This window comes from Allocoleopsis sp. (genome assembly GCF_036703385.1).
Classification (GTDB): domain Bacteria; phylum Cyanobacteriota; class Cyanobacteriia; order Cyanobacteriales; family Coleofasciculaceae; genus Allocoleopsis.
Map to the genome: position 1 here is coordinate 1 of NZ_DATNPA010000144.1, position 13206 is coordinate 13206.

At 42.6% G+C, this 13206-nt stretch carries 11 protein-coding genes; 1 reads left to right on the plus strand and 10 read right to left on the minus strand.

The features are described 5' to 3' along the window. Positions 1–138 precede the first annotated feature (138 nt). The gene (locus V6C93_RS07135) at positions 139–1689 is read left to right on the plus strand and encodes a GTP-binding protein (protein WP_333475961.1); all 1551 of its coding nucleotides are present in this window, start codon (positions 139–141) and stop codon (positions 1687–1689) included. Between the two features lie 254 nt (positions 1690–1943). Here V6C93_RS07135 and V6C93_RS07140 read toward each other — a convergent pair whose 3' ends face one another. The 10 genes from V6C93_RS07140 to V6C93_RS07185 all read right to left on the minus strand — a co-directional run. Next, positions 1944–2540: a 2OG-Fe(II) oxygenase gene (locus V6C93_RS07140; RefSeq protein ID WP_333475962.1), complete on the minus strand. Its 597-nt coding sequence runs from the start codon at positions 2538–2540 to the stop codon at positions 1944–1946. 281 nt (positions 2541–2821) lie between these two features. Beyond that, entirely contained in the window at positions 2822–4039 is a 1218-nt protein-coding gene (locus V6C93_RS07145; protein WP_414644157.1) for an endo-1,4-beta-xylanase, read from the minus strand. A 52-nt stretch (positions 4040–4091) separates the two neighbouring features. Then, positions 4092–5273: a glycosyltransferase family 4 protein gene (locus V6C93_RS07150; protein WP_333475964.1), complete on the minus strand. Its 1182-nt coding sequence runs from the start codon at positions 5271–5273 to the stop codon at positions 4092–4094. 66 nt (positions 5274–5339) lie between these two features. Next, the gene (locus V6C93_RS07155; RefSeq protein WP_333475965.1) at positions 5340–6110 is read right to left on the minus strand and encodes a WecB/TagA/CpsF family glycosyltransferase; all 771 of its coding nucleotides are present in this window, start codon (positions 6108–6110) and stop codon (positions 5340–5342) included. A 15-nt stretch (positions 6111–6125) separates the two neighbouring features. Beyond that, entirely contained in the window at positions 6126–7019 is an 894-nt protein-coding gene (locus tag V6C93_RS07160) for a glycosyltransferase family 2 protein (RefSeq protein WP_333475966.1), read from the minus strand. A 59-nt stretch (positions 7020–7078) separates the two neighbouring features. Further along, positions 7079–8095 carry a hypothetical protein gene (locus tag V6C93_RS07165; RefSeq protein ID WP_333475967.1) on the minus strand — a complete coding sequence of 339 codons (1017 nt, stop codon included), beginning with the start codon at positions 8093–8095 and terminating at the stop codon, positions 7079–7081. Positions 8096–8222: 127 nt separating this feature from the next. Next, positions 8223–9527, minus strand: coding sequence for an O-antigen ligase family protein (locus V6C93_RS07170; RefSeq protein ID WP_333475968.1), 1305 nt, complete (start codon positions 9525–9527; stop codon positions 8223–8225). Further along, the gene (locus tag V6C93_RS07175) at positions 9524–10843 is read right to left on the minus strand and encodes a glycosyltransferase family 4 protein (protein ID WP_333475969.1); all 1320 of its coding nucleotides are present in this window, start codon (positions 10841–10843) and stop codon (positions 9524–9526) included. The genes V6C93_RS07170 and V6C93_RS07175 overlap by 4 nt, the downstream gene beginning before the upstream one ends. 136 nt (positions 10844–10979) lie before the next feature. Further along, complete coding sequence (locus tag V6C93_RS07180) at positions 10980–12188, minus strand: glycosyltransferase family 61 protein (RefSeq protein ID WP_333475970.1); 1209 nt, start codon at positions 12186–12188, stop codon at positions 10980–10982. Between the two features lie 143 nt (positions 12189–12331). Then, positions 12332–13206 (minus strand): glycosyltransferase family 4 protein (locus V6C93_RS07185; RefSeq protein WP_333475971.1); only part of this gene is annotated, 875 nt, incomplete at its 5' end.

Genomic DNA, 13206 nt, shown 5'->3' on the forward strand with positions numbered 1-13206 from the left:
CTATGTGCGATACCCCTGTGCCACTATATTAACTCGATCTGGGGAGCGACGTAATCCGTGTAATTTCAAAATTTTGGTAAAGATCGTTGCCCTGACGGCTGCGTTTTAAAATAATTAACAAACAGCCCAACTAATCTCATGCCTCTGTCGCGCTTATTGACGCTGATTATTGGTATTAGCCTAATTCTGGGGCTAATCCTATGGCTGATTTATTCTCTGAATAGTCTGTATACTCAAATTGCTTGGACATCTCCTCTACTAGCCAATATTTTGCTAGGTTTGCTGATTATCTTACTAGGGCTGTTAATTTTTGCCTTTATCTATTATTTTGGACTGTTTGGACGCTCAAAACAAAAGTCCCGTAGGCGTAGCAGAACACCCAAAGTTCCAGTCGAGAAGACTGAAGCCGCACAGGAGAACCTAAAAGCGGTACATCAGCAGGTAACGCAGATACAGGATGAGGTGGCGCGGCAAGAGTTACTTTTGCGATCGCGGGAAATTGAATCTATCCTATCGCGTGGGGAGTTGCAGGTCGTCGTATTTGGTACCGGTTCGGCGGGTAAAACCTCACTGGTGAATGCGTTGATGGGGCGCATGGTGGGGAAAGTGGGTGCACCAATGGGAACGACAGGCGAGGGAGAGACGTATAGTTTGAAGTTAAAGGGATTAGAACGCCGGATTTTGATTACTGATACACCAGGAATTTTAGAGGCGGGTGTTGTCGGTACTCAACGGGAGCAATTGGCGCGGGAACTGGCAACGGAAGCCAATTTACTGCTGTTTGTGGTGGATAATGACTTGCGGCAATCGGAATATGAACCGTTACGTCGCTTAGCAGAGATTGGGAAACGCAGTATCCTAGTTTTCAATAAAACAGACCTCTATGCTGAAGAGGATAAAGAGACGATTTTGGCGCGGTTGCGGCAGCGAGTAAAGGGATTTATTGCTGTAGAAGATGTGGTTGCGATCGCAGCCAATCCCCAACCTGTCAAACTAGAAAATGGCGAAATCTTCCAACCGGAAACCGATGTGATGCCCTTAATCCGACGCCTTGCGGCAGTGCTGCGAGCCGAAGGAGAAGAGTTAGTGGCTGATAATATTCTGCTGCAATCTCAGCGTTTAGGAGAAGAGACGCGACGCCAGATCGATAATCAGCGCAGGCGGCAAGCGGAGAAGGTGGTGGAACGCTTTCAGTGGATTAGCGCCGGTGTTGTTGCCGTAACACCCTTGCCTGTATTGGACTTGCTAGCAACTGCGGCAGTTAATGCCCAAATGGTCATCGAAATTGGCAAAATTTACGGCTGTGACTTAAATATGGAGCGAGGCAAAGAACTGGCACTCTCTCTGGCAAAAACAATGGTGAGTTTGGGGATTGTCAGAGGTGCGATCGAACTCCTGGTTACTGCTTTAGAATTAAATGTTGCAACGCTGGTTGTAGGAAAGGCAATTCAAGGCGTTACCGCTGCTTATTTGACCCGAATTGCGGGGAAAAGTTTTATTGAATACTTCCGCAACGACCAAGACTGGGGTGATGGGGGGATTACCGAAGTGGTGCAGCGACAATTTCAGCTTAATCGCAGGGATGAGTTTATTAAGGCATTTGTACAAGAGGCGATCGCACGAGTTATCAAACCCTTAGAATCTCAACCGGCTGAACCAGAAGAACCCAACTCACCCAATGATTGGTAAAAAGTCCTGTTCTTTAACTCTCACCAAGCTGCATTCAAACACATACTCTCTCTTTCTCTTATCTCAGCGTCCTCTGTGCCTCTGTGGTTTGTTAAATTCTACGTTAGCAACTCAGTATTGCTTGCCACGTCATATCGTATCTGTTAAAAAAGCCATACTATGCAGGAGGCTAGTAGTAAGGACTTGAGTCTCTCAGAGTAAGCGCTGAAGCGCTCACTACAAACATTTTTTTATTAAGCGTAATCAACCAACTATCACATCACGGTGTACATCACATCAGAGCGTAGGACGTATTTCCTACCCTGAATCACGCGAGCACCCTCATGTCGCAGTTCATGGCGGAAGCACAGAGCCATACCTGTTGCAGGAACTACGGATACATCAGGCACCACATTTGGATCGAATAATTCCAAGTAGTTGTGGTTCAGATAGAAGCGAGTGTCGCCCCCTTCAAAGCCATCGTTGAGGTAAATCATAAACGTTAATCGGCTACAGTCACCGTTTCTGCGCCGATAGGCTCCATCCCCATGTGGTGCAAACCGTTGGCCGGGGTCATAGCGGTAGAATCGTAAACGTTCATTCAGTCCTATTGCCGTCCACTTATCTATCGTGGCGGGGACATACTCCGCGATACGATGCCATAAGTCTGCTGCACGTTTCTCATCATCCAGGATTACGCGATCGTTATTGCGTACATTGGGAGCCATCATATACTCATCTTGACCGACGGTAAGACCCGCAGGGGTATAGCCAATGTTCTCCGTTAAGCTGATATACTCAGCACACTCTTCTGGAGACAGAACGTTTGAGACGGTAAAAATGCGATCGGGGACAAAAACGTTTTTAAGCATTGGATTATCTAAGCGAATTTTCTACAAGTAGGAAAAAATTTCGCACGTAAAAATTGGTGCAGCGGTAGTTTTAGCCTAACTGCTCAGATGGTTTTGTCAAAGGTTTTGTACTTTACTCCCTTTCCGCCGGAAGATTACCTATCTCTCGTTTTCCTGTGCGTCCTCTGTGTACGAGGAATGAGCTTTTTGATGAAGCGCCTGCGATCGCTGTGACTTTCCACATCCCGTGAAAAGTCAGCTTGAGATAGGTTCATTAAGTTTGCCCCTCAAAGAGATTTCGCTTAAGGCGAAGTTTCCCTAATTGTGCCATGTGACAATTGAGAGTCCGGAATGTGGGTTCTATGTCTAGAAGCGTTGTCAAAAGCGCGGGCCATCGCGTTCCAAGCCAATTTGCGCTTCAGTTGAGCATCTAGTGGCAGGGGGCGCACTGGCGCTTTGTCTTCCCGTGGGTTGTACGTTGAATGCCAGGTATAACGATCGCTCAGTCCCCATGTAAGGACTGCAATCACAGCGGGTTCCTCTAAAACCACTGAAAGGTAATCCTCGTACACTGCAGCAACCATGCGATCGCGCACATTCATGTCTAAGGGCAAATCTTTGTCTATGACATCCAGTTCAGTAATTAGAATTTTTAGACCAAGACTCGCAGCATCATGCAAAAATCCTCGAAATGTGGTTAAGTCAGCGTTGGAAAAACGCCCTCCTAAGTGGGACTCAATTCCCAATGCCTGAATAGGCGTACCTTGGGAGAGCAAGCGCTGCAAGAGAGTAAGAATAGCTTCGCGTCGAAAGTTATCGTCTTGCCCACCTCCCACTGCTTCATTTAAGCAGAGTAAAGCTTGCGGGTCAGCCTGACGAGCAGTTCGGAAGGCAAGAGCAATGTAATCTACTCCCAAGAAGTTTAACCAAGGACTAACTGTAAGCCCATCCGGACGACCGTGTTCTGGAGAGACTGATTCGTTGACTACATCCCATGAGTGAATCTTACCTGCGTAATGCCCTGCAACCGTCTTAATGTGATGAGTCAGTATTTGTTCAGCATTTTTGCTATTAACCGTATCCTTGAACCACTCTGGCAAGGACTGGTTCCAGACCAAGGTATGTCCACGAAAAAGCATACCGTTAGTATGGGCAAATTCAGACAGCCAATCGCCTAGGGTAAAGTCAAATTTGTCTGGACTGGGGCGCAGGGCTGTCCACTTAAGTTCCCCTTCCGGCACCAATATGCCGCACTCTTGGATGAAGCGGGCAGTAAACTTCGTGTCTGACGTTAATTTTTCATACCCACTCGCGGCTCCATAAATCAATCCTTTAGCAGCAGCACGCTCCCTTAGATAAGCTTCCCCAAGCACAGTAAAGTCTCTTGCTGGATCTTCAAGCGCTTGAATAGGGTAGCTCGGACGCATAGCTCTACACCCTGCCTGAGTAACTATGCCTGTCAAACTTGCTAAGCCTAACCACAGGGCGCGCCGTCTAGTCATTAACCAGTTTTTGGACATCTAGAATAATCTCCACTGAAACGCTGAACGATATGCGCCCGTTTTGTCACATTTATGATTTCTCTACTTTTGATTTCTCTATTGGGAGTATCACTTCGTTTTTTAGGATGTCAGCCACCCTCGCCGCCTTTGCACTCCAGGAATACTTGTCTCGAATCAAGGTGTGTGCTGCCTCTACCAGTGGTTTGTAATGCTCTAGTTTCGTACACGCATCAAGTACCGTGTTAGCCACTTCTTCGACAGAATCTCCTGCTACCAAGAGATGTTGCAGGTGACGAAATTCCTCTAACCCCCGTAGCCCTTCAGGGGTTGATACGACCAACTTCTTGCAGGCCAAATAATCTAATGCTTTATTTCGAGCCCCACCAGCAACAGCTTGCCTGGAAAATGGTAGCAGGCCAACATCTGCGTACTGCAAATGAGCGAGAAAATCGCTTCTCTGTGGCAAGAAACCAACGAAAGTTATGTTTGAGGGCAATGACTGGTCAAGTTCATCGGCATTACGTCCAATCACAACGAAGTGAATGTCTTGGCTGTGTTGCTCTAGATGTCTAGCCACTTCCAGAGTCATAGACACCGACATATCGTTGGTTGGAAAGGAAAACGTTTTGGGGGCAATAACAACGACTATCTTGGCTGGTCGAAGCTGATGATAAGGATCGGGCTGGTGGGAAGATGAAGCATTGAGCAAATCCTCAGTGACTCCATTTCCAACACAGTAAATCCTGCGTGGTACCGTGTGATACCATTTTGGGATAAGTTCAATAATTGACTGACTGGCAGCAATAATTGGTTTATTTGCAAATATCAGCGTTCCTTGAGCGATATAGGTTTTTATAAATTGGGTAAATTCATTAAATCGATGAGGCGCATAAGGCAGGCGAGTCCAATACTCGAAAGCAGAAAGCGTATGGAAGTCAAACACTAAAGGACACTTTGTCTGCCCTCTAAGTACCGATGCAATCAAAGCAGCTAAGCCAGGTAGAGTCTCTTGAGCGTATACAACATCTGGGTGAAACTCTTCTATGCATTTCTGAACTTCCTGAATGTAGGAACGTAAACTTCTTGAGCCTATGGATACAGATTGTGCATAGTCAACCGCTGAACAATTCAAGCCCAGCTGACAAACTTCAAAATGTTGAGCCAGATACATTCCAAGATAAAAAGGTCTTGTGAAGGCACCGAAGGGTTGACTTGAATCTAGAGTAGAGACAATTAATAAACGTATGCTCAATATACTTAACCTCAATTATCATTACCAATAAATAATTTCGTCAACATAGGCTTTGTCTGCTTAGAGCTATCTTGCTCGAGTGTGTTGAGTCCACATTTCTCGTAAGAATAATTTGGCGATAAACCAAGGTTCGATAAGATAGCGCTTCCAGAGTCTTCTAGGCTCACTCCCCAGACGGTGGAGCCATTCTAAGCCAAGCCTTCCCATCCAACGTGGTGGAGTAGGAATAGCTCCAGCGACATAGTCTATACATGCCCCACTAGGAAGGATGGCGTTGGCTTGGATATGCTCCAAATTGTCTAGAATCCAGTGTTCCTGCCGAGGCATACCCATCCCTACCATCACTACGTGCGGCTGGTAGGCATGAATTGCTGCTAAAACGGCTTGGTTTTCTGGGCTATCTGGGCAAATATCAAAGTAACCGTGGGCTGTAGTAATCTCTAAGCCTGTGAATTTTTCCCGCAAGATACTTGCTCCTTGCTCAGCTACTCCCGGCTTTGAGCCTAGATAGAATATGCGCCAACCTCGCTGTGCAGCCTCTGCCATAAGAGGCCATACCCAATCTGCATAGGTAACTCTATGTTCTCTTTTTAAAGGGAGATTGAGACGCTGTCCTAAAAGTACCAAAGGCATACCATCTATATGCACATAATCCGCCTTAGCGTAGAAGGCTTGCATTTTGGGGTCATGATGGTATATGTGGAGACTGTTCAGGTTGTGATTGGCAATAATCCACTTTTGATTACGCTCAACCGCTTCTGCAATTAGGGAATTCAGTGCGGGAATAGTAAGTGCATTGATCCTAATGCCCAGAAGAGTGTAAAACGATACATTCATCACTGCTCTCCTACATCAAAGTTGTAGTGTTTCTTGCTTGCTGTCCTCGCAAAAGGTAGGAGAGACATTCAAATTCCTATAGCCAATTATGGCGCGTAGGTAAGGTAGGGGCCAGTAAATATACCAGAATGGACTTGAATGCCTCTGGACGAACACAGTCCAAGGTCGGATAGGAAACCCTTTGATATGAAACACCTTTTTCAAACGCTCAGAAAGAGGAAGATTTGTATCTGCCCAGCTTCCCCTTACAGAATTTTTGGAACAGGTGCCGACATATCCTGGTGCTGCCCATACTGAGCATTCCAACTTACGAGCCCTTAGTCCATAATCCAAATCTCCCAGGGTATGAATGAAAGCAGCATCTAAATTACCTACCTTTTCAGCGACCGAATGAGGAATTAGTACGCAGTTTCCATACATGGTGTCGCACTCTTGGGGAGTTTCACCGGGTTCCACAAATTCAAACTTGTTAGAATACCAACGCTTTGATTGCACCGCACCACCATAAGTTGATTTTCCTGTTCTTGAATCTCGCGTTGAACCAACAATTATGGAATTGGGATGACCGCGTTTTGCAAGATCATGGTGAATGTCAAGCAAGTTGCTCAGGGCTTTTGGATCGAGCAGAGTATCGTCATTGAGCCAAAGATAGTAGTCATAGCTACCCTTTAGTGCCTCAGAAAACGCAAGCCGCATTCCTCCAACCCAGAAGAGGTTTCCATTGCCCTCAAGAATTCTGACTGCTGGATAATGTTTGTTTACTGCATCTGAAGTACCATCAGAGCTACCATCATCAACTAAGTAAACGTCAAAATTGACCTCCTGCTGATTCAGTGCTTCAAGACAAGTCAGGGTTGTGTCACGTCTGTTGTGACAAGTCATAAGAACCGCTAACAGTGGATGTTTCATGTGTTCGTTATTGATGTTAAGTCGGCAATTCCATGTTTAACTGTGCTGCTTTTCAGGAACTAGCTACCAAGTAGACGTTCTATAAGACCACTCAGATTAATTTTTAGTCTAAACACTCGTAATTTTTGCTCTATTTTTCTAATCTTAAGAATATATTTATGACTCGGTGAAGCAAAAGGCATATGGTGTCTATCAATACTCTCACGAAGCCATTGAAATTTATCTGATGTTTTGTCTAAGTTCCTTAGGCTATTTAAGCTCTTTTCCCAATCATTGTAGAAAAACATATTAAAGTAATGAATAGAGACTATTTCGTCAAAATTTTTGAGCTTGGCAGGTTTTGATAAGCGGTTATGCAAGGGTAAAGGATAGCTATAAGATGGAGAAAAGGTAAATATGTTTTCCTCCATTGAACAAACAGTAGCAGATAGGAGTGATTGCTCTAGAAAGTAAATTCCTTGGGGAGGGGAAATCTTTAGTTTCATAGCTTTCTCAAAATTATTTTTCCAAGCCGTAAAAATACCAGCATCCCTTCTGGTAGCCACCATCCCACTATTCCAATAAGCTCTAACCCTTGTATTACCGATCAAAGTGTTAACAAAAATTTCGCTTTTTACCTCACATATTTCATAGAGTTTCTTCCAATAACTGTCTTGAATATCCCCTTTTCCTTTCGAGCCAATACCTCTCCCAGTTTCAGGTCGTAAACCAATATTGTAGTTTGATGGCAGAAAAAACTCTTTTGGCTCAGCAAAAAAGCATTTATCACTATCTAACCAAACTAAGATATCTGCATCTATATTTTGTTCCGCGTAGGCACAAGTCACAATTTTATTAGCTAGATAATATTCGTGAAAATCTGTGTTGAGGATAATTTGTTCGTGGAAAACTCCTAGAGATTCAAAGGCATTTCTTGTATCTCTAGATATAGGCTCACCTTTCCGTGGATGGAAACTATATATAGGAGTATCTTTCAAGCTTCCCCCGAACTTACGGATACTTTCTGCCAAGAGCAGAGATTGCTTTTCTAAACGACCAGGTTCCGTACAAATTACAAAGGCTATAGATATTGACATTTTTATATCCAAAATAAAAGGACTCTTAAGTTTACAAAATCCCCAAAATACCAAAAGTAGCACAAGCAAGAATAATTATTCTTAACCTAGTCATTGTCTTTCTATTGCCTTAACTAAAAATTATGTTTTAACATATGATGTTTTCTCTATTTTTGACTAATTTTAATAACCTAAATCGGCTTTGATGGAATCTTTTTTCAAAGAAATTTTTTTTTAAAATTCTCTTTTGCTCAAGAGCTACTGATAGAGCTATTGATACATAAATTGTCCAGAATGAGCTTGGCGTTAATATCGTCCCCATTACACTGTCACTCAGACTATATAAAATCATAGATAGTATAAATTGAATTATCCAAAAAAACTCTATTTTTTTAGTTATAAACAATAAAGAAATGACCTTGAAAAAAAGTATCATTAAATTAAGTAAATACAGCGACAATCCTACCCAACCTAATTGTACGAACAAGTCGATAAAAGCGTTATGAGAATTAAAGCGGGCTGTTACATCTCCATGCCCTTCAGATGCCCATGAATGATATACGATGAACAGACCAGCGTCGGAAGTCCAGAAGCCGACATATCCATAGCCTAACCAAGGTCGCTCCAACCCTTTCTCAATAATTATGTTCCATATCGGTATACGTCCGTTGAATTCAAGATCTTTCCCTAAACCATCAACTACTATGGTTTCCAAGTTACTTAAGAGTAATATAGCTACAATGCCGCCCAGCAATATGGCAATGAGAAGAAGAACTACCCGCAGCTTATAGTGCTGCTTTACCAACTTGTAGAGAGGCCATAGGAACAGTAAGATTAAAAAGACTGACAGACCCGATTTGCTCTGGCTAAACAAAACAAGAGCCGCCGCGATGCCAAATCCACCTAAAGCAACCCACCGTTGCCTGCGCCTAGTGATGGCAGTGAGTAGAAAGAGCATAGCGGCGATGGTCGCTACGCAAGCCAGAGCGTTTTTGTAACCAAAGATACCTTTCCACGGACTCGACCAACCACCTCCATGCGTCCCGTAAGCTGGTAGAGCTAGAGCAGTTAATAGACTAAGAATTACTGCTATGCCAAATACCCAGAGAAATATCCGTACCAAATCCTCAATTCTATAGCGCGTTGCCAGGTAGACCCCTAAGAACATCGCACGTAATAGGGTTTTCATCTCATTTATGGTAAACGCCGGAGCGGCAGACCAGAAAATTGAGGCGACAGCAGTCACAAGTAATAACAGTAGAGGTATGTCTCTAGTAGCAACATAAATAAATCGCTTCCACCGCCAAGTAATTAAAATAGCCAAAATTCCATAGCTGGCGGCATTTATCGGACCCTCTGGCAATCCAGTCATGCCTAGGTAATATAGAAGCAATAAACTAATGCTCGCTGCTTCTAACTTCATCCCCAAATGCTTGACTAATTGAGGGTTCAACGTTTACCCTCCGGTTCTTCCCAGTAGACTGCAAGCTGCTCAAAGTTAGTGTTTTTGGTGCTTGAGCCAGCCAAAATTTCGGTAAAAAGAGACAGATAACGACGCGCTTGAATTTTCAGAGTAAATTCTTGTTGGGCTTTCTCACGAGCACGTTCGCTGAGTTTTTTTTGCCGCTCGTTGTTCTCTATCACCCAGGCAATTCCCTGTACCAAATCTTCAGTTTTATAAGGTTGGGCTAAATAGCCATTTTCCTGGTGTTCAATCATATCCGGCATACCGCCGATCCTGAAGGCGACACAGGGTGTTCCACAGGCGATCGCCTCTAGTACAGTATTCGCCAAGTTATCTTGAACTGAGGGTGCGACGAAGACATCTGCCGCTGAATACACTAATGCCAACGCAATATCATCGTTCAATGTACCCAAGTAATGAGCTTTAAAACCCAAATCAGGCGGATTCTCTGGCTGAGAGGAACCAAAAATAACTAGCTCCAATCTATCTTGCCACCCAGACTTACTCAAGTCTTGCAGCGCTGGTTGCAATAGGTGAAATCCCTTTCTTTGATCCCCAGTTGCGCTTAATGCTCCAAAAAGAACGAGGCATTTATCTTGAGGCAAATTGAGCAGTTCTCTCGCTACCTGTCGATCAATCGGTCTGTACTTTTCAGTATCAAGCCCATAGGGAATTACCTCAACTCGCCGCTCCTGGAAAAGAGAGCTGGATTTGGCGCACTTGCCTAACCATAAGCTAGGAGTAACAATCATGAGATTAAGATTTTTCCAAGCCTTGGCTTTGCGCTGCCATACCCAACGGGATAAATCCCAATCTTTACTGCTGTGAAGTTGAGGGCAAGTACCACAGGATGCTGTGTAGCGATCGCAATCTTGACTATAGTGGCATCCTCCTGTAAATGCCCACATATCATGTAGCGTCCAGACTATAGGCTTATTAAACTTGGCGATTGTTTCAATTTGTAGGTAGCCCGCATTAATCCAATGTAGATTAATCACATCTGGAGCGAGTTGAGCAACTTTGGAACTGATTGTGTCTGGAAGCCATTGGGGAGAACAAGTAGTGCGATCGCGCTTGGGATACAACTTTAGCGGTAGGTGATCTAGAGTTAGTCTTAGCCCAACCCCAGCTTTCGCTATCCCAGAGCTAGTCGGTGAGCCAATGACCCTTCTATCATCACTCTGTTTCGCTTGCACTAACATCTCAGAATGAACATTAATGCCCTGAAGACCTTGATGTAATCGGTAAGCCGAACGGGCAGCACCTGTCCCCGTTTCACTAGTGCTGAGAAGCAGTATTTTCACAGCTTCAATCCTTTCTTTCAGAGATTAGTGTTAAAACGGTACTCTTGTCAAACATTCTCTATCAATTCATCTATCTTCGAGCAATATTTAAGTTGAGGATTTACTGAAAAGAGTTTAAACTCTCTTGGCATAAGATTTATAGGGAAGCCATTTCACATAGTCTCTCAAGTTTATGAATATTTATAAATACATCAATGTTGCGTACATTTACCTGGCTTTTTCTTATTTTTTCGCCTTGCAAATAAAAATAATCAGCTTCTCCATAGTTCGCCATGACATAAAAGCAGTTATTCACATACCCGTAAGGTATTAATTCAATCACCTTCACTCCTGGTTGGATAAACAGTAAATTGGTAAGAGCAGCACCATGAAGAGCAACTATCGCCTCAGCTTGATAAAATATTTCTGCTTGCTCTTGTACCGTTTTATTATCCATTTCCACTACTTCAAATCTATACTTTTCCAGTAAAGCAATGACTTGAGTTTCATTAGTCAGTTTTCTCCTATTAACGTTGCCTCTTTTTACATAAATACGCTTCTTTTTGTTTGCCATGTTGAAGCTAGCGTTGTTGTAAAAAAGGTTCCTGCTAAAAAGATAAGCTGCCTTGTTAATGGGGTCTCCATATTGTATTGAGCGGCTCGTAATTGCCACTAGCAGCCTATCTGCGGTACAGGCTTCTTGCCTTACTTTGCTTATTGAAACGCCAGCTTGTGTCAAACTCTCTTTATGGAAACTAGAAAGTGAAAATTGACCAACGTAAAAAAAATCAATCTCCTGCAAATCAAAAAACTTCTGATAAATTCTCAGGAGTGGTAGTGTCCGACACATCCAATGATAATAGTTCCCTGGATCGGAATCGGATAAGTAAGCAACGGTTCCTTTTAACTTAGTTGGCGTTGAAAGTACTTTGTAATATACAGGAACAGGAAAAAGCCTATCCAGTTCTTCTGTTCTAGTTTCACCAATAGCATTCAGCTGTTGATCAAAAAGAAAATTGTCTCGAAAGGAAAATCCACAATTAGCTATATCCAGCAATACAGTTTCCGTAGTCGCGACAAATCCCTGTAGACCCTCTAACTTTTGCTCCTCTAAATGCTCTGCTGGTTTAATTTTATCCTCTTCTATCATTTTATGAATTTTGACATATTCATTATGTATTTTTAAAGTTTCTTCTGCATTATTAAAATTTATAGGGAGATAGTTTTTACAGGTTGAAAGTCCTAGGCGTCTTAAATAATCGAGAATCCCGAAGCTTCTCAAATTATTGTATACACCTAATCTAATTTGATGGCGGATATCTAAGGGAACTAATAGACTATATAGTTTTTTAGCTGATTTTAGCATTTTTTATTTACTTAAAATTGTATAGATTTATCTTTAATTTAATCAGGGCATCTCTCCTATTTTTTTAATAAATCAATCGTCCGCTACATTTACTGTTTGGTTCCGTGTAATTGATTGATTATATGGCAGTTTGCCTCAATTATTTATTGATTTTGATGACCTAGACACCGTTCGTAAATTTTAATTGTTTCTTCAGCAACGTAGTCCCAACTCCATTGTTTAGCTAATTGCAAATTGTGTTTTCCCATATCTAATATACTCTCTCTCTTTTTTATGGCGCAGCTCATTGCCTGCAACAGGCTATCTTCATGAGTTGAATCATAAAGAAAAGAGCCAGAGTCATCTAATACATCTTTAAAGAACCCTATACGGGGTGCAATACAAGCTCTTCCAAAGGACATGCTCAGAATAGTCACACCTGAAGTTGTAAAAACTTTGTAGGGAACTAGGACACAATCGCAGGCGTTCATATAAATTTGAATCTCTTCATCGGGAACTTTTTTGGGTACGAATAGAATATCTTTGTTGTCCTTAACTTTATCTCTAATCAGTTCTTCTATCTGCTCCTCTGCCGGATAACCAGCAATTAGCAGTGATATTTGATTTTCTTGTAACTGCTTAAAGGCATCAATGGCTTCCAAAAATCCTTTGGTTCGATGTATATGTCCAAAAAGAAGGAAGACTAAATTATCAGTTGGTATCCCTAAGGCTTTCCGAGCCTCGATTTGACTAATTGTATTTTCATAGCTCCCTATATAGTTTCCATGTAATACCACAAATACTTTATCTTGGTTCTCCAAGCGAAATGCTTTTACTATTTCATCCTTAGTTGTATTGCTATGGGCAATTGCTGCATGAAAAAGCCTGCCGATGATTGCAGCCCATCTAGGAGGAATAACATTCTTGCCATTCCCCCATCTGTCGGCCCATTCATGCACAGTCCAAACAATTTTTATACCCATTAATCTTAATACAATTATTTGAATGATGAAAAGAAAAAATTTAATTAAACGGACGA